This window comes from Gilvimarinus polysaccharolyticus, from assembly GCF_001187555.1.
GTDB lineage: Bacteria > Pseudomonadota > Gammaproteobacteria > Pseudomonadales > Cellvibrionaceae > Gilvimarinus > Gilvimarinus polysaccharolyticus.
Map to the genome: position 1 here is coordinate 1,829,609 of NZ_LFIJ01000001.1, position 19,386 is coordinate 1,848,994.

Below are 19,386 nucleotides of genomic sequence, written 5' to 3' on the forward strand. Positions count from 1 at the left end.
CCATCCGCGTGCAGTGCAACAGCCATGACACACACCACAACTCAGCCCAGCAGCTTAACGTTAACCTCGCCGGCCAAGCTCAATTTGTTTTTACACATTACCGGGCGCCGCGCCGACGGTTATCACAACTTACAAACCCTGTTTCAGTTGCTGGACATAGGTGACCTACTAACTTTTACGATGCGCGAAGACGACTGCATTAAACTCTCGCCAGAATTACCCGGAGTCGCCACAAGCGATAATTTAATTTATCGCGCCGCCAACGCCTTGCAGGCTTATATGCAAACCACAGGCAAGGGCTTACTGGGCGCCGATATAACCATCGACAAGCGCCTACCCATGGGCGGCGGCATTGGTGGCGGCAGCTCAAACGCCGCCACTGCGCTTATTGCTTTAAACCACTTATGGCGCGCCGGCTGTTCGCGCGATACGCTAATGAGCATCGGCCGCACACTGGGTGCCGACGTGCCCGTGTTTGTACAGGGCCGCTCGGCCTGGGCCGAGGGCATAGGCGAACAACTCACCCCGGTACAATTACCGCAACAGTGGTTTTTAGTGCTTTGCCCCAACTGTCATGTCAGCACTCGCGAAATTTTTTGCCACAAAGGTTTGACAAGAGACACACGCCCCATTAAAGTAGCGGCCTTCTCGCAGGGGGGCACTCGAAACGATTGCCAGCCATTAGTTAGAGAGCTTTATAAAGAAGTCGATAAAGCACTGATTTGGTTGAAGAATTTTTCTAACCATGCGAGAATGACAGGAACAGGAGCGTGCGTATTTGCCGCCTTTGATTCAGCCGTTAAAGCCGAGCAAGTTTTGGCTCAGTTGCCAGACGGTATAACCGGATTTATCGGTCGCGGAATCAACAGCGCATCTTACTACCACCTAATTCCTGATTAAGTTGCTACTGGGGCGTAGCCAAGCGGTAAGGCAGCGGGTTTTGATCCCGTCATGCGAAGGTTCGAATCCTTCCGCCCCAGCCATATTCCAAAGCGACGCGGTACCCTTGGCACAATATTATTGCCGCTTGAGCTTTTAGGCACTTCTCTACTACCTACCTCGCTCTGGCCATTGCCGGGTATCATCGCCACACTGCGCATAGCGCGGTGTTTTTGTATTACCCTTTTAAAACTTAAGGGCAAACAACCCGAACAGCTGACTAACAAAGGTACCTGACGTGACAGACTTAATGGTCTTTACCGGCAATGCCAATCCCGATCTGGCAAAAAAAGTTGTCGATCATTTAGGCATGAGCCTTGGTGACGTCTCAGTCTCCCAGTTTAGCGACGGTGAAGTCGCTGTTGAGCTTAACGTCAATGTTCGAGGCCGAGATGTCTTTGTGGTGCAGCCGACTTGTGCGCCCACTAACGACAACCTAATCGAACTGATCGTTATGGTCGATGCTCTGCGTCGCGCATCAGCTGGCCGCATTACCGCAGTAGTCCCCTACTTTGGCTACGCTCGCCAAGACCGTCGCGTTCGCTCGGCCCGCGTACCTATTACTGCTAAAGTGGTTGCCGACATGATGGTTGGCGCTGGCATAGATCGCCTGTTGACAGTCGATCTGCACGCCGAGCAAATTCAGGGCTTTTTTGATGTTCCAGTAGATAACGTGTATGCCTCACCGGTATTGCTCGAGGACATCGAAAAACAACAATTTAAAGATCTGGTGGTCGTGTCTCCAGATATCGGCGGCGTCGTTCGTGCGCGCGCAGTGGCAAAACAACTGGGTGTTGATCTGGCGATTATTGATAAACGCCGCCCCTCGGCCAATGTTGCCGAAGTTATGAATATTATTGGTGATATCGACGGCCGTACCTGCCTACTGGTCGATGATATGGTCGATACCGCCGGCACTTTGTGTAACGCCGCTATTGCTCTTAAAAAGAAAGGCGCCACCAAAGTTGTTGCCTATGCGACTCACCCAGTGCTATCGGGTAAAGCCGCAGAAAACATAAACAACTCCGAGCTGGATGAATTGGTTGTTACCGACTCCATCCCGCTTAGCGATGCCATTAAGCAGTGCGGCAAAGTGCGCACCTTAACGCTATCGCGCATGCTAGCTGAGGCGGTACGCCGTCTTAGCAATGAAGAATCTCTGAGCGCGATGTTCCGCGAGTAATCGCCGGACACCAGCGCTTGGACAACTGCCGCACCAGCGGCTACAACTAACCCACGAAACGTTCTGGTCGCGGACCTTCGTGGATTTACCTTAAAGGAAACTCTCATGAGTGAAGATTTTATTTTGAATGCTGAAGGCCGTAACGATTTAGGGAAAGGTGCGAGCCGCCGCCTGCGTCGTTTGGCTGGCGTGGTTCCTTGTATTGTATATGGTGGCACTAAAAAACCTGCCAGCATTACTGTTAGCCACAAAGAACTCACCAAACACCTAGAAAGCGAAGCGTTTTACTCGCACATCATTAGCTTGGTTATCGATGGCAAAGCCGAAGACGTGATCCTGAAAGATCTGCAACGTCACCCAGCTAAGCCTTTGTTGATTCACGCCGACTTTATGCGCGTCTCTAAAACCAAAAAGCTAAACACTAGCGTACCGTTGCACTTCCTCAACGAAGAAACCAGCAAAGGCGTTAAAACTCAAGGCGGCAACATCGTGCACAACATGGTACAGCTGGAAATTAGCTGTTTACCTGCCAACCTGCCTGAGTTTATCGAAATTGATCTGGCTGACGTTGAACTGGGCCAAGTGGTACACATCTCAGACATTAAATTGCCTAAAGGTGTTACCTCTGTTGCTTTGGCACACGGCGAAGATCACGATCTGCCTGTTGTTGCTATCAACAAGCCTAAAGGCTCTACTGCTGATGATGCAGAAGACGCTGGCGAAGCTGACAGCGAGTAAGTTGCAAGCTTAGCGGTAAAAAGGCACTGCATTATGGATACACCGGTTGAGTTAATTGTAGGTTTGGGTAACCCCGGCCCCGATTACCACCGAACCCGCCATAATGCTGGTGCTGATCTGGTGTCTGAACTGGCTCGCCAGTCAGGCACCAGCCTCTCCTCTGATAAAAAGTTTTTTGGTGACACCGCCCGCGTTAACATTGGCGGCCGCAACGTTCACCTGCTTATCCCCAATACCTTTATGAATCTCAGCGGTAAAGCTATCGCTGCGCTAGCTCTATTTTACAAAATCCCACCGCAAGCTATTTTGGTCGCGCACGACGAGCTAGATCTCGCCCCCGGTGTTGTCCGACTAAAAATTGGCGGCGGCCACGGCGGCCATAACGGCTTACGAGACACCGTTAGCTCGCTGGGCAACAGTAAGGACTTTGCGCGCATTCGCATTGGCATTGGCCATCCGGGCTCGGCGGCACAAGTCACCGGCCACGTGTTAAAGCGCGCCCCCCAAAGCGAGCAGCAGCTAATTGACGACGCCATAGATCGCGCTATTAACGCACTGCCCGATGCGGTAGCCGGCCAGTGGAATAAGGCCATGCATCAGTTGCATAGCCAGTAACACCTCGCGTCAAATCTATCTCTAGCCTCACTCCCCGTTCAACAGCAAAATTCATGTATAATCGCGGGCTTTCACCCAGTGAACACATCAGCAACGCGAGAGATCAACAATGGGCTTTAAGTGCGGAATCGTCGGCTTGCCGAACGTAGGTAAATCCACCCTGTTTAATGCATTGACCGATGCCGGCATTGGCGCAGAGAACTTTCCTTTTTGTACTATCGAGCCTAACGCTGGCGTGGTGGCAGTACCGGACCCGCGTCAAGACAAGCTGGCCGAGATCGTCAAACCTGAAAAGACTATCCCCACCACCATGGAATTTGTCGATATTGCGGGCTTGGTGGCTGGCGCCTCCAAAGGCGAAGGTTTAGGTAATAAGTTCTTAGCCAACATTCGCGAAACCGACGCCATTGCCCACGTGGTACGCTGCTTTGAAGACGAGAATGTGATTCATGTTGAAGGCACAATTGACCCTGCCAGCGACATTGACGTTATCAATACCGAATTGGCATTGGCCGATTTAGAAACCGTTGAGAAAGCTCACCTGCGTTTTAGTAAAGCCGCCAAAGGCCAGGACAAAGACGCCATTGCCATGAAAGCGTTGCTAGAAAAAATTCAGCCGCACCTAGATGAGGCAAAACCACTGCGCTCGTTCGAGCTAACCGATGATGAGGCCAAGCAACTGCGTCAATTATCGTTGATGACATTAAAGCCCACCATGTACATTGCTAACGTGGCCGAAGATGGCTTTGAAAACAATCCACACCTAGACACCGTGCGCGCCATCGCCGCTGCCGAAAACGCTATTGTGGTGCCTATTTGCAACAAGCTTGAAGCCGAAGTTGCCGAACTAGAAGAAGACGAAAAAATTGAGTTTTTACAAGACTTAGGCATGGACGAGCCGGGCTTAAACCGTGTAATTCGCGGCGGCTATCAGCTACTAGGCCTACACACCTATTTCACCGCAGGCGTTAAAGAAGTCCGTGCTTGGACCATCCCGATTGGTGCCACAGCGCCGCAAGCAGCAGGCGTCATTCATACCGACTTTGAAAAAGGGTTTATTCGCGCCGAAACCATCGCCTATGACGATTTTATCGAATACAAAGGCGAGCAGGGTGCAAAAACAGCGGGCAAGGCGCGCAAAGAAGGCAAAGAGTATGTGGTAAAAGATGGCGATGTACTGCACTTTTTGTTTAATGTTTAGTGCTGGCGTTTATGTGCCCGTGTAGCCGATTGTAGCGGGTAGCTTTTGCTTTTTTAAAGTAAGAGGTAACGAGGCTGGCCCTGTGCGCGGCCTCGTTACCCTTCAGCCGTTTAAAGGCCATCATCTTAGCCAGGCCGCTTAATCACTACATACACATACGACTCAACATTTCTCTACGTACTTTTTCAGATAAGCAAAAACTCTCGAGGTATCTACTCGGTCATCCGAAGAGAAAAGTAGTATTTTCTTGTCCGCAACCTTGTCTACCAGAAGAATAGAACATGCCGCGTGCGACCCATACTCCCCCCCGGGCGACCCTCGCATCATTCGAACCGCTTCCGTATCTAAGCAACACCCGCCATAGGAAAATTCTTTAACCCAGGTAACACCCAGAGATTTCTCTACATACAACAGCTTTTCTTCAGGATCAACAAATAACCGAGTGCGATACAACACAAAAAAAAGTACGAGTACAAATAATACTATAGCGCCGATCAAACCAAACCATTGCTCCGCACCACTGCCAGTACAAGCTAAATAAGCAAACGGACACACACCAAAAACAAAAAAAGCAGCGCCAAAAAACATTCTTTTGGGTGACACCCGCTGACCTTCAACCCATTCTTTATTACTCATTAAAAAAACCTCCTAAGCTCACCTAAACAAAACCGCTTACTGCGCCGACAAATACCCCGATACCGCTCGCGAATATTACGCACTGTAATTCACAGCCTATAAAAGCTCGCGCTAAAGGCCTTCGCTCTCACTCACCTCTACACCCAACCTCTTCAAGGTAACATAACCGGCAACAATTCTAGAGCCCGTTGTAATCCAACATAACACTGCAAAAATCCCCGCCAGCCACGGAAAATACGCCGGAAAAAGACAAAACAATATTAAAAAGAATATAGTCTCGGAGCCCTCGGCTAGACCGCCCATGTAGTAGAGGGATTTTTGTGGGTAGTCTGGGTTGGCGATATTATGTTTACTGGATACCGCAGAGAAAGCCAAAAAGGTTGCGCCGCTGCCCATAAAAGAGAGCATTAATAAACCTGCCCATACACCGTTACGATCTAGATCGGCCAGTAAAAAACCAAAACACACCGCACTGTAAAAAATAAAATCTAATACGATATCTAAATACCCACCGGCGTCACTGATGCCGTGAATACGTGCAAGGGCGCCGTCTAGTCCATCAAATATCCGGTTTAGCGCAATTGCAGCCAATGCCACGCTATACCAATTTAATGCCAGTGCAGGCACGGCTAAAATGCCAATGGCAAACCCCACCAGAGTGACCTGATCGGCGTTAACCCCCCAGCGATGTAAGTAGCTCGCCAGCCATTTTAACGGTGCCCGTGTCAGCGGCACTATGCGCGTATCAAACATTGTTTTACTCCTGTACTAAATGCGTGGCGGCGTTGCCGATGCTGAGTAACGGGCCACGTTGTTGCGCCAGCGCAGGGCGATCTTGCAGATCGTGGCTCACCATTAGTGCCGGTATTTGCCATTGGGCAATTTGCTCAAAGGTCCACTGCCGCACCTCTTCGCGCCGGTGTTGGTCGAGCGCGGCAAAGGGCTCATCTAACAACAACGCTTTAGGTTCGTTGATTAACGCGCGCAACAACGCAACCCGCGCTTGCTCGCCACCGCTGAGGGTATCTGGCATCGCTTTGCGCTTATCCGCTAAAGCCACGGCCGCCAACAGAGTTTCGACCCGCGCTAGCCGTGCTGCACACGATTGATACGGCGCGCGGCGTGGCAAAGCAAACAATAAATTTTGCTCGACCGACATATGCGGAAACAACAAACTCGACTGAAATAACATACCAATACGCCGCGCACTCACTTCCTGCTGGGTAATATCTTGATCGTTTAAACTAAGCTGACCGGCAATATCAAAAGTCGCGGGCGCTTGGCCTAACAACCACAAAAGCAGCGTCGATTTACCACTGCCACTGGGCCCCATAATCATCCCAACCTTGCCTGGCGCCACAGTTAGCTCGGGCACCTGCAACAAGGTTTGCCCTGCCCGTGCGATTTTTACCTGTTGCAACTTAAGCATTGTGCCTCCTAGATGCCAACGCTAAATACACCGTTACCGCCAGCAATGCGACTAGCGGTAAAATAAATTGCCAAAGCGCGTAAAAACTTAACAACTGACGGTCACCGCCACTGCTAACATTAACCGCCTCGGTTGTTAGCGTAATAATTCGGCCGGCGCCCAACAGTTGCGTGGGCAAGTACTGAGCGACGCTAACGCTAAACGCGATCACCCAGCCGTAGAGTACAGGCCGGCGCAACATTGGCAGTAATAACGTAAACCAACAGCGCCACGGCGAGTAACCCAGCGATTGCCCCACCAACAGCCAGCGCCGATCATAGCGCTGGTAATCTCCGGCCAATACCAAGTAAGCATAGGGAAACGCAAACACGCAGTGGGCCCAAAACACCCAGCCCAAATGGGGCGTAAGCTGATAAAAACTAAAGCTGTACTGCCAACCCATCACCAAGGGTAACTGCGGCGCTAACAGCGCCAACAGCATCGGCCACTGGGGCCAAACCCGGCCCTCTTTATGTTGCGCCTCTAAGCACGCAAGCGCCGCCACAAGTGCCACGCAGGCACTGGCAATCGCAAGGCTGAGGGTAGTCCAGATCATCGGCCGCACAAACGGCCACTCTCGCACCCACACCTCGGCATTCAACCCGGCAGGCAACCAACGCGGGTAAAACCAGCCGGCCGCCAGCGACCAAACCAGTAGCGAGAGCAACACCCCAAGCCCAAGCACAAACATCAGCGGTAACCAAATGCGCGCCACAACCATAGCACCACGGCCAAGCCAAGCCAGCAACCTAGGCAGCACCCATCCGTGCCGCCACACTCGTACCAACAGCCAATGGTACAGCGGCTGATGCAATCGGTTCACCCCCAGTAAGCCCAACGCCAGCAGCAGCAACAATACCGAGCCGAGCAAGCCATTAACCGCAGCGGCTAATGAAAAATCCCGTTGCCAGGCAAACACCTCTTGCGCCAAAACCCCTGGTAAATTGGGGCCAACCAGCAGCGGAATATCCACCACCGATAAGCTGTAAATCATCACCGCCGCCATCGGCAGTGTTAACCGGCGCAACAGCTCTGGCACAACTAATTGCCACCAACTGGCGCTAGCCGAATAACCTAACGATTGCCCAAGCTGACGGTAGCGCTCGATGGGCAACTGCGAGCAGGCGCTAAAAATCATTAATAAAAGAAACGGTACTTCTTTTAAGATCAGTACCACCAGCAACGTTATAAAAGAGCGCTCGGGTAACAATGCCCAATCGGGCGGTGCGGCAAATGCTCCACTCACTTCGTGCAAAACACGAACTATCCAGCCGCTGGGGCTAAACAAAAACACCATGCCCACAGCAAACGCCAAGTGTGGAATCGACAACAGCGGCGACAACCAAGCCACCACTTTGGCCGAGCTGCGAGCACTAAAAGCCAGCGCCCAATAACAGGCCAACAAAGGTGCCAGCAGCGCCAGCGCCAATGAATACAAGGTCGCTGCGCCCAACCCCGGCGCATGGCTAAAAGTGTGCAACTCGGCGGCCGTTACCCCGCTAAGCTTTTGACCAAAAGCCAGCAGCGCCAGCCCCAACGGTAAAATAATCAGCCCCAGCAAGCTGATCACAGCCGTTGGCGTAAATAAACGCGAGGCTTTGATCACCGCTGGTATCTCTGCAGCCAGTGCTGCTCAAGTAAGCTCTGCCAACTGGCGTGCAGCTCTGTTGCCGCCGGCAGCAAGGTGCCAGCTTGAGGCAGATCAATAACCGGCGGGTCGCCCCAATAAGCGGTATCGGCTTTGCGCGCTTGGGCGGCCTCAGAGAGTAAAAAGTTGATCGCCACTTTAGCCGCCGCAGGGTGCGAGGCATTGCGCGGCACCGCCAGATAATGACTGTTGGTAATAGCGCCGAGGGAAAAATAATGTTGCTGTAAGTTGTCGGGCAGGTGTCCGCTACTCATTTTGCTGGACAACTCTTGCGGGTTAAAGCTAAACGCCACCGAGAGTTTGGCATCGGCCAGCCACTGCAACTGTTGCGCCGAGCTTTGCGCAAAGACCTTGCCCTGCTCCGACAACAGCGGGTGCAGTGCATCTAAGTAATGCCACAACAATGGCAACAGTTGCTCGGCGGCGTTATCGGTAGCAGGCTGGTACAGGCGCGGGTCTTGCTCGCTAAGCTCCGCTAACAGCGATTTTAAAAAAGTGGTACCAATGAAATCGGGCGGTTTGGGGTAGCTTAATTGCCCCGGATTTTGCCGCGCAAAGGCTAATAGTTGCTCGGCATTAATCGCGCTATCGGCAAAGCTATTTGTGCGGGCCATAATATTAAATTGGCCAATTCCCCAAGGCACCTCTAAACCATCCACCGCCACGCCAAAATCACTCGACAACGGTAGTTTATCGTTTAGCAACAAAGCGCTATTGGGCAAAGCGGCCAAGACATCGGCGCGCAGTAGTTTAGCGCGCTTTAGCACATGAAAGTTCTCACCATTGATCCACAACAAATCAATCGCGCCATTGTTAGCGCGGCCGGCTGCGGCATCCAGCTGTAAACGCTGCACCGCTTCGGCAATATCGGCCACTTTAACGTGTTTTAAGCGCACCCCGTAATGACGATTAAGCTCGCCGTCGACCCAACGCAAATAGCGGTTAACAGCATCGGAGCCGCCCCAGCCATAAAAATAAACCGTATCGCCGCGGGCCTCGGCCAACACCTCGGGCCAGTCTGCGACGGCACAGGTACTGGCCAGTAACCAAGTGGCAATAACTAAACGCTTAAAAATATTGCGTAAACTGAGCTTGAACATAACGTGGCTGTTCCGGAAAAACCAAAGATGACCCAAAGTAACCGCCTTCAAACACAGGTGTCCAGTTTTCTTCATCGGTTAGATTAAAGACATCCAAGCGAATACGGCTCGCGCCTTGATTAAATTCATAGACAACATTCGCGTTAATGGTGAACTGTTCGCCAACGGTAACCGTTTGCAAATAATCCAGCGGGTAAGCGCCGGTCACCACCAAAGAGCCGCCAACCGACCAGTTATCGCTCAGCTGATAACCGCCAGCGGCGGACGTGCTCCACTCGGGTAAACCTTGCAAGCGCTGATTAGAAACCGCAAAAGCAGCCGAGTTAGGCGCCCCAACACCAGTGCCCTGGATAATATCGGGTCGCGAGTTATCAAAAGTATCGCTCACTTGCCGGGCCACTTGAAACGCTGCCGAATTATCAAACTTAGCCTCGAGCCAATTTGCCCCCACACTTGCCCAGGCGTCATCACCGCGATAAAACAGCTGCGCCTCAACACCGCGAGTGGCAATACCGCTATTGCTGCCATCGCGATTGCGCAAACTGCGGGTCTGCTCAAACGCGGCCACATCGGCGTACCAAGGCGATCCGGCCGGTGCGTACTTTACCCCCAGCTCGTACAGTGTGTTTTCGGTGGCAAAATTAAGTGAATCAATTTTATTATCGCCGCCCAATACCGTGCCGCCGGCCATACTGTTTGAGGTAGATTCGCTATAGCTGCCAGTGGCATATACCGCCAGTGCAGCGGTTGCACGGTAATGCAGAGTTGCCTCGCCAGCTTTAAGAAAGTCATTGTGGCTATCGCGCGCGGCTGTCACGGCCGCTGGAGCAATAGGGTCGCGAGCGGTTACATCGTACCAATCGCCGCGCGCCCCTAGAGTTAATTGCAGCCGTTCGCTCAACGCTTGTTGGTGCTGAATAAACAGCCCGGTTTGCACGCTGGTAGAGTCTGTGGTGTCCGATAAATTAAAGTCACCAAGCCCGTCGTTATTAAGATCGTACTGCGCGCCGGGGGAGACAAACAACCCAGGACGCAACTGCACTAAGCGTGCTTGCTGCTCGGTGCTAAGGGGAATCTCGCGGTTACTGAGCGGGCCGGTTAAGTCGCTGGGCAAATCGGCCTCTGTGCTGAATTGACTGTAACCCAGCACATCGTTGTAACGCACTGTGGCGCCCACAATGGTGTTGCGGTAATGCAGTTCTAAACGGTTTTCAAAGCTATCGGCACCATCGATAATCTCGACAAAACTGTTTTGCGCGATCTCCTCGCGCTCAAGGTGCTCATAGTAAGAGCGGTTTACCAAGCGCAGCGAATCGCCTAAATCGATGGATAACACCGAGTGCAGCAGCGCAGTCTTGGCGCCGTTAATATCATCCGGGTGCGTCATTACTGTACTGCGGGGAATTTTTATCTCGCCAGTGGGGCTAACAAGGGCAAAAGCCCCAGGTACTGTCGAGCCGTTGGGCTGCACACCTTGGCCTTGCACATATAAACCGTGATCAATCAAATTTTGTGTCGGACGGTTTATCCCAGCGTTATCGGTCCACTCGACATCGTAATATTCTAAAGAAACATTCCACTCGGTTTGCTCATTGGGCACAAGCCGATACGAGGCAAACAGGTTGGTGCTGTCTAGGCCCGCGTAGTCATAAAAACTACCCTCGTCTTTGTGCTCCACACTAATCCGCGCGCCCTGACGCTCGGGGTCGATGACCCAGGCGTAATCCAATTGTCCGCCGTACTGATCCCACTCGCCGGCACTAAGGCTAAAGCGCCCCTCGGATGCGGTTAAATCGGCGCGCTTAGGCGTGATATTAACAAACCCACCGGTGCGCTGAGTTGTGCCCAAAATGACCGAGGGCGTACCGCGCACGATATCGATTTGCCCCACCGAATTAAACGACAGCGGAATACCCAAGCCGTTGTTGCCCGCTTGGCGCCGCATGCCCGCCGAGAATAACTCTCCCAGCTGGCCACGGAGAGTGGGCAAACTGGGCGCGCCAAAGCCTTTTGCCTGAAAGGTATTGGGCGCAACTCGCTGCAATTGCTGCAAGTTATCAATCGCGGCCTCGGTTAACATGCCCTCTGTGATCGGGGTGATGGAGCGGCCAATATCGGCGAGTGTTTGGCCTAAACCAAAAGCGCCATCAATATCTTCACTGCGGATATTACCCATACCGCTCAGTGCCTCGCCCACCACCAACACGCTTTCTATGCGCTCTACTTGCCCATAGCTGGGCAGACTTGCCATTAACACTGCGCTGGCACACAAGCTGCGCAGCTGGGCTTGGGTGGGCCTATATGCCCCAAAATAAAACGTCATTAACGCACTACTCCTTGATTCGATAAACTTAACCGTACGATCCACTTAACGCTGTCCGTAGAGTTATTCTGCCGCGCTATTTAAACGCCAATCGTAGGGTAAAAAACGGTATTCAAGCTCATTGTTTTTAAGCTGTCGCTGCTGATTTTGATCAAGCTCCATGCTGTCGGCATAGCGTAGAAAAAAATCATTTAAGCTATTGCTGTTAAGCCAACCCTGCGAAAAATCTTGCCGATACCATTTAAAAATTGCCGACACTTGGAGCTCACCATCGCGGTATCGGTTACGGCTTTTATCGCGCAAAAACCGCTGGGTGCTATCCTCTAATTGCCACTCTAATTGCTCGGCGGTAAAAGGCTCTGGTCGCAACGCCGGGCAACCCAGTGAGGCGCAGTTAACGGCAAAGTGAATACGCGGTTCGTTAAAGCGGCCGGACTCGCGAATAAGCTGGTGTTCTAGCTCATCTAAGCTCCGCTCGGCCCCCAGCAAGTTAAAAAACTTTTGTTGCCAGGGGCTCTGCCAAAAACGACCAATGTCTTTAATAGACTTTACCGGATAATTCTCAAGCACAAGCTGCAAAGTAAAGCCGTTGTAAGCGTTGATTAAAAACGCCAGTTGTTGGCTTTTGCTCCAAGCATCAAAGCTGTGCTGATCAACCTCAGACACCTGCACCAAATATTGCGTTAATGTGTTTAAGCGAGCTTTTACTGCGGGGTAATCCACGCCCGAGCTGCTGCCATCTTCACTCCAACTAACACTGCCGGTTAACAGCTTGGCATAAGCGCTATGTTGATGATCAAACTCTGCGGCTAAGACACTCTGAGCACTCACTATAAAGGTCAGTAACCATAAAACTTTTTTCATCGCTCGCCGCCACGTTTCCAAGTGTGGAATTTTTCAAGCCACTGTAAAATTCGCTCGGGCTTATGAGCTTTTTTCCATTCGCCTGCCGTGTACTTATTGGCTTCTGACAACGTAGGGTAAGCGTGAATCGTACCCAGTATTTTATTGAGCCCAAGACCATGGCGCATGGCTAAAACAAATTCCGCCAGTAGGTTACTGGCCTCGGCGGCCACAATCACCACACCTAATATTTTGTCTTTACCCTTAGGCGTTAACACTTTAATGAACCCTGTTGTCGCACTATCGGCAATGGCCCGGTCCAGCTCATCCAACTCAAAGCGAGTCACTTCGTAATCAATGCCTTGCTCAATAGCGTCGGCCTCACTCAGGCCAACACGAGCCACCTCTGGATCAATAAACGTCGTCCAAGGGATAACGCGATAATCCACCTTGAAGCGTTTAAATTGCCCAAACAGCGCGTTAACGGCGGCATACCAAGCCATGTGCGCGGCAACGTGAGTAAACTGATACGGCCCCGCAACATCTCCCGCGGCATAAATATTAGGGTAAAGGGTTTCCAGATACTCGTTGGTCGCAACAGTGCGCTCGGTAACAACACCCAACGTTTCTAAGCCATAACCGGTCAAGCGAGCTTTACGGCCTACGGCCACTAGCAGCTGATCAAACGCTAAACGTTTTTCTTGGCCGTTGTGTTTTACCACCAAATATTTATCGTCGCCGTCGCGCTCACAGCGCAGCGCCTCATGCTCGGTTAGCACCTCGACGCCATCTGCCGTCATGACTTGATGGGCCAACTCGGACACCTCTTTATCTTCTTTAGCCATAATACGTGCGCCGCGCTCGACCTGGCTTACCTGCGAGCCCAAGCGCGCAAAAGCATGCGACAGCTCGGAGCCAATAGGCCCACCACCGAGCACAATCAATCGCTTAGGGGGTGCGTCTAATTCGGCAAAGCGATCCCAAAGCGTGTCGCTGGTCACATAGCCGACCTCGTCTAACCCCGGCAGCTCGGGCACTAATGGCTGAGCACCGGCGGCAATAATGATGCTACGTGTTGTCAGCCGCTGGGTGCCGCCATCGTTAAGGGCAATATCAACGGTCCAAGGGTCGACAATAGTGGCGTAGCCTTCCACGACATCTACACCTAAACTGGTATAGCGCTCGACGCTATCATGCGGCTCTACCTCTTTAATCACTCGATGAACACGGGCCATGACCGCGCGAAAACTAAACTCGGGCTGGGTAGCGGCTAAACCGTATTGATCTGCGTGACGCATTTGCTGCGCGACTTTAGCGCTTTTAATCAGGGCTTTACTGGGGACACAGCCATAATTAAGGCAATCACCGCCCATTTTATGAGCCTCGACCAGTGTAACTTTGGCCTTAACCGTCGCCGCAATATAGGCCGATACTAAACCTCCAGCGCCGCCACCAATAACCACTAAGTTGCGATCAAAGTGTTTCGGTTTTTGCCAACCTTTATACACTCGCTGACGCTGAACCAAGCGCACGATGGCTTTAGCGAGCCACGGAAAAACACCTAACAACGCAAACGATAAAATCAAACCGGGCGAGAAGATCCCGCCAACACTGTCGATCTCAGCCAGCTGTGTTCCGGCATTAACATACACAATTGTGCCGCCCAACATGCCCAACTGACTAACCCAGTAAAAGGTCCAGGTTTTTAACCGAGTAAGTCCCATCACTAAGTTGATAATAAAAAACGGAAACACCGGCACCAGGCGTAAGGTAAACAAATAAAATGCTCCTTCACGCTCGACTCCACGGTTAATGGCTTTTAGCCGGTCACCAAAGCGGCGTTCAACCGAGCCCCGCAGTAAAAATCGGGCCGCCAAAAATGCCAAGGTGGCACCAATACTTGAGGCAAAAGAGACCAGTAACAGGCCTTGGGTAAGACCAAACAAAGCGCCACCGGCCAGCGTCATAATGGCGGCCCCCGGTAAAGACAACGCCGTTACCAACACATACACAGCAAAAAAGGCTAATGGCACCGCCAGCGGGTATTGGTTTAACCAAAGGTCAAACTGAGCTTGGCTGTTTTTAAGTTGTGCCAAGGTTAAGTAGTCATTTAGGCCTGTGGCAAAAAAAGTGGTGATTAGTGCAATAATAATCGCCACTATTAATAAACGTTTCATACGGTATCCCGTTGCGTTGGTCTTGGGCCCATTTAGACAAATAGGCCACGTTTGAGTAGTAGTCGCGCTAGATTCGATTTTCTTACAAAAAAATTTAATAAAATTAAAAACAATGTGTAACCGTCATTAATAATAGACACTAAAGCACAAAATAATTGACTGTTTTTCATCCAGCCCTTACTGTACCCCACCGTTAAGCCCCCAAAGCTACTGCGTTAGCAGCTGGGTTAAAGGTTGATAAATAGTGGGGGAATAATAAATAAGAATAGAAAGTGACCAGAGCGCTGCGTTACGCTTTTGGCTCGTCATCGGGGTTAGGCTTACTTTTATAACGTTGCGCGGCCTGGCTCAAAAAATCTAGCTGCCCATCAAAACGGCGGCAGGCACTGCACATCATGGTATGAACCCGCAGCGCCATCCGTTCAGTCGCTGATAACGGACGCTCTTTTGATTCAGACATTAAGCGGGTTGCTCGACGACAATTCATCATAATCAGTAGCTCCTGTTAATTTTACGGACGGTTCACCTTAAACCAGTGCTCTTCTAGACAGCCACGCAACCTGAGCCGAGCGCGATGCAACAACACATGTAAGTTACTAACACTTAAAGACAAAGACTCGCAGATTTCATCGGCGCTAAGGCCAATAAATTCGCGCATCATAAATACTCGCGCCTGCTGACCTGGCAAATGCTCAAGGCAAGAGTCAAATACTCGCCAAAAGTGCTTATCCTCTAGCGCCTGATCGGGGTTGGGCCACACGCCGGGGCGTTTACCGGCAGACCAAAGACCAATAGCTTTAAATGGATCATCTAAATCGCTCGGGGTATCGATATCCACCGCTTCGCTTGTAAGGTGTTTTTGGCGACGAAAATGATCGGTGATCTTATGCTTTAAAATCGCAAACACCCAAGTCTTAAACGCCGCCGATGCGGTAAAAGATTCGGCATTTTTCAGTGCGCCGGCTAAGGCCTCTTGCACCGCATCTTCGGCCGCCGCAGTATCTGATATTTGCAACAAAGCAAAGCGAAACATTTGTCGCCTTAAATCATTTAGGTAATCCTTATCAAGCAATAAACTTTTAGGCTCAGTGGATAAATCCATGGTCTATTCTCATTAGTAACTAAAATTTATTGCTGCACGCCAGCAAACGGCTAGCACCACACAGCTTAGCGCCTTATAGTTTGATCGGCGTCGGTAGCATCAACCGTAGGTGGGGTAAGAAACGGCTGGATCAGCATTTTATCCAGCCGTAAGTCGGCCGGCTGACGAAACGCCTCAATCCCAATAACCATCCCCAGCTGGCCAGCGCTTGGCTGCTTGTTATAGGTTGTAAATAACCGGTCCCACCAAGGTAAATTAAACCCAAAGTTACTGTCGGTCTCTTGGCGAACAATAGAGTGATGCACACGGTGCATATCTGGCGTTACCACTATGAGTCTAGCCCATCGCTCGGCCCACGCTGGCAAACTAACGTTGGCATGATTAAATATTGCGGTGCTGCTTAGTACCACTTCAAACAACAACACCGCCAGTGCGGGTGCGCCAAGGGCAATAACCACCATGATTTTAAGCGCAATCGACAGCAGAATTTCTACCGGATGAAAACGTAAGCCGGTGGTGATATCAAACTCTAAATCGGTATGATGCACCCGATGTAAACGCCACAACCAAGGCACCCCATGAAATAAACGGTGCTGAAAATAGATGGTCAAATCCAACAAAATAAAACAGACCACTACGGCCAACCAACTGGGGAGCGCAATCAGGTTAAATAAGCCCCAGCCACGATCTGCCGCCAAGTAAGCGGCCCCTACCGCCGCCAAAGGGAAAAACAAACGCAACACCAGTGTATTTAACACCACAATCAGCAAGTTACTTGGCCAGCGCTGCCAGCGACTAATGTTCTGTGGGCGAAAACCCGCTAGCGCCTCCCATAGCGCCATCGCCAATAAAAATGAGGCAAACACCCCCACTCTAATTAACGCCTCATGTGACATGACAGTCGCCCCCATTTAACACTCCAGTGTTTACCGCAAACCTTAGGCAATAATAGACTTAGCCTCTGCGGCAATAACATTAAGAGCCGACTCGTGATAAGCACCGCGCCCCAAAACCCGAATGGCCAACGCCAACGCCAGCATCGCTTTAGCCTTGGATTCCGGTTGAATATCTTGCCTAATCTCACCGCGCACCTGACCAACTTCTATGCAGCGCCGAAAAAAGCCTTCTATTTCTCGCAAGCCGTTAGCAACGATGGCGTTCACCTCGGCATCGTGCTGTTGAGCTTCCAACACCGTATTAAACAAAAAACAGCCTTTGTGCTCGGTATCTTCAACCGTGCTAATCACCAGATCATCAAAGAAACGGCTAATGGCCTGGCTGGGTTGGTCTAACGCCTCAAGCTTGGCCAATGTGGTTTTTCTGTACTCTTGGTCGTACTTAAGCAGCGACTTTACAAACAGAGCTCGCTTGCTGCCAAAAGCATTGTAAAGGCTGCCCCGATTAACCCCAGTTTCTTCGATAAGGTTAGTAATAGACGCCGATTCAAAACCTTTGCTCCAAAACACCTGCATCGACTTTTCTAGCGCTGTATCTACATCAAACGACTTTTCCCAGGACATATTCTTACCTTCAACATCAACCAACAAGCAGCTTATACCGATCAGTATAACAAAAAGCTTACTAAACCCCCACCCTAATAGCCAAAACACTATAGTTATAAGGGTATTAACAATAAGACTAAAGGCCAGCGTTGACCGATCAGTTTAAACTGATCTAGACTAGACCAATCGGTACAGACTGTTACACAGCCAAATGGAGCTGCCTCCAGACGCTTAAATTTACCCTGCATACCGAGACAGCCCCCTTTAACCCACTCAATTTGAGGCAAGAACATTGAATAGCGGACACACACCCAACAATCTAGAAAAACCATTAGCACGCTCACTGCTGGTATTACGCCTTGGCATATTTGTGGTTATGCTGCTGTGGACCATCGATAAGTTTGTTAATCCCACGCACAACACTGGGATATTGAGCGGCTTTTATGGCATTGATTGGCTGTCTCACAGCTCCTCATACATCATTGGCGGCCTCGAACTGATCCTTGTCATAGCCTTTGTGTGCGGCCTTTACCGCCGCTGGACTTATGGCACCGTTCTGGTCATTCATGCCATGTCCACGTTTATCTCTTACAAACAATACCTGTCGCCTTTTGATCACATGTTGTTTTTTACCGCATGGCCCATGCTAGCGGCTTGTCTCGCACTATACTGGTTAAGAGACTGGGACAACTTACTGGCCTTTGCTCAACGCAAAAAAACCAACGCCTAAGAGCTTTACGTGGGTTATTAGTAGGGACTTTATAAGTGCGGGTTATGAATAAACAGCCGTCCACCCATTACACGGCTGGCCCGCCGCTACTTTACGACACGCTAACGCCCGGCTCGATTGAGCGGCTAACCACCCCCCAAACGGGCTACGGCTACAGGTAAAGATTCGGAGTCTAACGTGTAAGAAGATCGGCCCGGGCTCGACTAAGATGCACAACATCTATTAATGACTTAACCCCCAAACAAACAGAAGAGCATACTCATGAGTAAAACCATACTGCTAGCTAGGCCCCACCCCTTTATTGTTACCGAGATGAAACCTATTCTAGAAAAGTGCGGCTACAATGCGCTAAGGCCAGAAAGCGTGGCCGACTTAGATGCTTATGCTAAGCGTTGCGATGCAGCCATCATCTCTTTAGCGGTTTACTCGGACATCGAAGCATCCGCCGAAGAAGTGGCGGCCAAAATACGTCAAGCCAACAGTAAAACCCCCATTATTTTTGCTTCACTTTTATCGTTCGACCGAGCTGAATTTATTATTTCTCGGCTACTACAAGCACTCGGCGTTAGCGCCAAAGTTGTCGGCACCTCAAACTCAACCGACTCACACCAAGCCGTCGCCTCATCGGTGCTTTATCTTGCGAAAGATGACCTAACAGACCCAGCTTTACGTGCGCGCGCCGAACAGCTATTACGACGCTACATTGGGTAACGCAAAGTCATTACAGCCATGCACTGCTCAATATTTACTCAATCAAAAGCAAAGCACACAACAGATTTTTATACCCTAACCGCGCAGCATTTAGTAACCTACAAGTTACAAGTTATGCGCGGTAACCTATCTGCGCTTGTCACCCCTTTGGCAACAACAAGCATCACACAATAAAATTAATCAGATTAAACGCACCACGGAAGCCTATCTTAATGAATCGTTTTGGCCGCATCCTAATAAGCCGACAAATCGTTATCAACGCCCTACGTATCGCTTTAGTCGTAGGCACATTGCTTAATATCATCAACCATGGTGCAACACTGATGGACGGCCTACCCATCCCCTGGGGCCATATTGCCATGAATTTTATTGTGCCCTACTGCGTGGCCTCTTATAGCGCAGCCAAAAACAAAATGATGAATCAGGAGAAAAAATCCAAGACGATTTAAAATAAAGGGGCGGCAAAACAG

The 19,386-nt window shown here is 50.7% G+C and carries 20 protein-coding genes and 1 tRNA gene; 9 read left to right on the top strand and 12 right to left on the bottom strand.

Features of this window, described 5'->3' with window-relative positions; all coding sequences use genetic code 11:
* Positions 1-24 precede the first annotated feature (24 nt).
* The 6 genes from ispE to ychF all read left to right on the top strand — a co-directional run bounded on the left by ispE (position 25) and on the right by ychF (position 4,676).
* Positions 25-900 carry a 4-(cytidine 5'-diphospho)-2-C-methyl-D-erythritol kinase gene (ispE, locus tag GILYN3_RS07950; protein WP_049722347.1) on the top strand — a complete coding sequence of 292 codons (876 nt, stop codon included), beginning with the start codon at positions 25-27 and terminating at the stop codon, positions 898-900.
* A gap of 8 nt (positions 901-908) precedes the next feature.
* A tRNA-Gln gene (locus GILYN3_RS07955) sits at positions 909-983 on the top strand.
* Between the two features lie 206 nt (positions 984-1,189).
* Positions 1,190-2,122 (top strand): ribose-phosphate pyrophosphokinase, encoded by a 933-nt coding sequence (locus tag GILYN3_RS07960; RefSeq protein WP_049722612.1) that lies wholly within the window; start codon positions 1,190-1,192, stop codon positions 2,120-2,122.
* A gap of 105 nt (positions 2,123-2,227) precedes the next feature.
* Entirely contained in the window at positions 2,228-2,860 is a 633-nt protein-coding gene (locus GILYN3_RS07965; RefSeq protein ID WP_049722348.1) for a 50S ribosomal protein L25/general stress protein Ctc, read from the top strand.
* 33 nt (positions 2,861-2,893) lie between these two features.
* Positions 2,894-3,475, top strand: a complete 582-nt coding sequence (gene pth / locus GILYN3_RS07970; RefSeq protein ID WP_049722349.1) for an aminoacyl-tRNA hydrolase — start codon at positions 2,894-2,896, stop codon at positions 3,473-3,475.
* 109 nt (positions 3,476-3,584) lie between these two features.
* Positions 3,585-4,676, top strand: a complete 1,092-nt coding sequence (ychF, locus tag GILYN3_RS07975; protein WP_049722350.1) for a redox-regulated ATPase YchF — start codon at positions 3,585-3,587, stop codon at positions 4,674-4,676.
* 162 nt (positions 4,677-4,838) lie between these two features.
* Here the strand turns inward: ychF and GILYN3_RS07980 are convergent, their stop codons facing one another.
* From GILYN3_RS07980 to GILYN3_RS08035, 12 genes are all read right to left on the bottom strand, one after another.
* Complete coding sequence (locus GILYN3_RS07980; protein WP_049722351.1) at positions 4,839-5,312, bottom strand: hypothetical protein; 474 nt, start codon at positions 5,310-5,312, stop codon at positions 4,839-4,841.
* Positions 5,313-5,423: 111 nt separating this feature from the next.
* On the bottom strand, positions 5,424-6,065 hold the full coding sequence (locus tag GILYN3_RS07985; RefSeq protein ID WP_049722352.1) for a CDP-alcohol phosphatidyltransferase family protein: 642 nt from the start codon (positions 6,063-6,065) through the stop codon (positions 5,424-5,426).
* 4 nt (positions 6,066-6,069) lie between these two features.
* Entirely contained in the window at positions 6,070-6,741 is a 672-nt protein-coding gene (locus tag GILYN3_RS07990) for an ATP-binding cassette domain-containing protein (protein ID WP_049722353.1), read from the bottom strand.
* On the bottom strand, positions 6,734-8,386 hold the full coding sequence (locus GILYN3_RS07995; RefSeq protein WP_049722354.1) for an ABC transporter permease family protein: 1,653 nt from the start codon (positions 8,384-8,386) through the stop codon (positions 6,734-6,736). The genes GILYN3_RS07990 and GILYN3_RS07995 overlap by 8 nt, the downstream gene beginning before the upstream one ends.
* On the bottom strand, positions 8,383-9,528 hold the full coding sequence (locus tag GILYN3_RS08000) for an ABC transporter substrate-binding protein (protein ID WP_084005206.1): 1,146 nt from the start codon (positions 9,526-9,528) through the stop codon (positions 8,383-8,385). Before GILYN3_RS08000 ends, GILYN3_RS07995 begins: the two co-directional genes overlap by 4 nt.
* Positions 9,497-11,851 (bottom strand): TonB-dependent receptor, encoded by a 2,355-nt coding sequence (locus GILYN3_RS08005; RefSeq protein ID WP_049722355.1) that lies wholly within the window; start codon positions 11,849-11,851, stop codon positions 9,497-9,499. The genes GILYN3_RS08000 and GILYN3_RS08005 overlap by 32 nt, the downstream gene beginning before the upstream one ends.
* A 63-nt stretch (positions 11,852-11,914) precedes the next feature.
* Positions 11,915-12,715, bottom strand: coding sequence for a DUF547 domain-containing protein (locus GILYN3_RS08010; RefSeq protein WP_049722356.1), 801 nt, complete (start codon positions 12,713-12,715; stop codon positions 11,915-11,917).
* On the bottom strand, positions 12,712-14,871 hold the full coding sequence (locus tag GILYN3_RS08015; protein ID WP_049722357.1) for an FAD-dependent oxidoreductase: 2,160 nt from the start codon (positions 14,869-14,871) through the stop codon (positions 12,712-12,714). The genes GILYN3_RS08010 and GILYN3_RS08015 overlap by 4 nt, the downstream gene beginning before the upstream one ends.
* A gap of 289 nt (positions 14,872-15,160) precedes the next feature.
* The gene (locus GILYN3_RS08020; RefSeq protein WP_049722358.1) at positions 15,161-15,361 is read right to left on the bottom strand and encodes a zf-HC2 domain-containing protein; all 201 of its coding nucleotides are present in this window, start codon (positions 15,359-15,361) and stop codon (positions 15,161-15,163) included.
* 21 nt (positions 15,362-15,382) lie between these two features.
* Positions 15,383-15,973 (bottom strand): sigma-70 family RNA polymerase sigma factor, encoded by a 591-nt coding sequence (locus GILYN3_RS08025; protein WP_049722359.1) that lies wholly within the window; start codon positions 15,971-15,973, stop codon positions 15,383-15,385.
* Positions 15,974-16,038: 65 nt separating this feature from the next.
* Positions 16,039-16,884, bottom strand: coding sequence for a sterol desaturase family protein (locus tag GILYN3_RS08030; protein WP_049722360.1), 846 nt, complete (start codon positions 16,882-16,884; stop codon positions 16,039-16,041).
* 27 nt (positions 16,885-16,911) lie between these two features.
* Complete coding sequence (locus GILYN3_RS08035; protein ID WP_049722614.1) at positions 16,912-17,493, bottom strand: TetR/AcrR family transcriptional regulator; 582 nt, start codon at positions 17,491-17,493, stop codon at positions 16,912-16,914.
* A gap of 274 nt (positions 17,494-17,767) precedes the next feature.
* On the opposite strand from GILYN3_RS08035, the gene GILYN3_RS08045 reads away from it, so the two are divergent.
* The 3 genes from GILYN3_RS08045 (at position 17,768) to nrtS (ending at position 19,365) form a co-directional block, all read left to right on the top strand.
* Positions 17,768-18,205 (top strand): MauE/DoxX family redox-associated membrane protein, encoded by a 438-nt coding sequence (locus GILYN3_RS08045; protein WP_049722362.1) that lies wholly within the window; start codon positions 17,768-17,770, stop codon positions 18,203-18,205.
* 261 nt (positions 18,206-18,466) lie between these two features.
* Positions 18,467-18,916: a hypothetical protein gene (locus tag GILYN3_RS08050; RefSeq protein ID WP_049722363.1), complete on the top strand. Its 450-nt coding sequence runs from the start codon at positions 18,467-18,469 to the stop codon at positions 18,914-18,916.
* A gap of 212 nt (positions 18,917-19,128) precedes the next feature.
* Positions 19,129-19,365 (top strand): nitrate/nitrite transporter NrtS, encoded by a 237-nt coding sequence (nrtS, locus tag GILYN3_RS08055; RefSeq protein ID WP_049722364.1) that lies wholly within the window; start codon positions 19,129-19,131, stop codon positions 19,363-19,365.
* Positions 19,366-19,386: the final 21 nt, after the last annotated feature.

Coding starts and splice junctions, on each gene's coding strand:
- GILYN3_RS08010 (WP_049722356.1), bottom strand. CDS start 12,715: ATGAAAAAAGTTTTATGGTTACTGACCTTTATAGTGAGTGCTCAGAGT.
- GILYN3_RS08025 (WP_049722359.1), bottom strand. CDS start 15,973: ATGGATTTATCCACTGAGCCTAAAAGTTTATTGCTTGATAAGGATTAC.
- ychF (WP_049722350.1), top strand. CDS start 3,585: ATGGGCTTTAAGTGCGGAATCGTCGGCTTGCCGAACGTAGGTAAATCC.
- GILYN3_RS08000 (WP_084005206.1), bottom strand. CDS start 9,528: ATGTTCAAGCTCAGTTTACGCAATATTTTTAAGCGTTTAGTTATTGCC.
- GILYN3_RS07960 (WP_049722612.1), top strand. CDS start 1,190: ATGGTCTTTACCGGCAATGCCAATCCCGATCTGGCAAAAAAAGTTGTC.
- ispE (WP_049722347.1), top strand. CDS start 25: ATGACACACACCACAACTCAGCCCAGCAGCTTAACGTTAACCTCGCCG.
- GILYN3_RS08030 (WP_049722360.1), bottom strand. CDS start 16,884: ATGGGGGCGACTGTCATGTCACATGAGGCGTTAATTAGAGTGGGGGTG.
- GILYN3_RS08005 (WP_049722355.1), bottom strand. CDS start 11,851: ATGACGTTTTATTTTGGGGCATATAGGCCCACCCAAGCCCAGCTGCGC.
- GILYN3_RS07965 (WP_049722348.1), top strand. CDS start 2,228: ATGAGTGAAGATTTTATTTTGAATGCTGAAGGCCGTAACGATTTAGGG.
- GILYN3_RS07985 (WP_049722352.1), bottom strand. CDS start 6,065: ATGTTTGATACGCGCATAGTGCCGCTGACACGGGCACCGTTAAAATGG.
- GILYN3_RS08020 (WP_049722358.1), bottom strand. CDS start 15,361: ATGATGAATTGTCGTCGAGCAACCCGCTTAATGTCTGAATCAAAAGAG.
- pth (WP_049722349.1), top strand. CDS start 2,894: ATGGATACACCGGTTGAGTTAATTGTAGGTTTGGGTAACCCCGGCCCC.
- GILYN3_RS08050 (WP_049722363.1), top strand. CDS start 18,467: ATGAGTAAAACCATACTGCTAGCTAGGCCCCACCCCTTTATTGTTACC.
- nrtS (WP_049722364.1), top strand. CDS start 19,129: ATGAATCGTTTTGGCCGCATCCTAATAAGCCGACAAATCGTTATCAAC.
- GILYN3_RS07990 (WP_049722353.1), bottom strand. CDS start 6,741: ATGCTTAAGTTGCAACAGGTAAAAATCGCACGGGCAGGGCAAACCTTG.
- GILYN3_RS07980 (WP_049722351.1), bottom strand. CDS start 5,312: ATGAGTAATAAAGAATGGGTTGAAGGTCAGCGGGTGTCACCCAAAAGA.
- GILYN3_RS08035 (WP_049722614.1), bottom strand. CDS start 17,493: ATGTCCTGGGAAAAGTCGTTTGATGTAGATACAGCGCTAGAAAAGTCG.
- GILYN3_RS08015 (WP_049722357.1), bottom strand. CDS start 14,871: ATGAAACGTTTATTAATAGTGGCGATTATTATTGCACTAATCACCACT.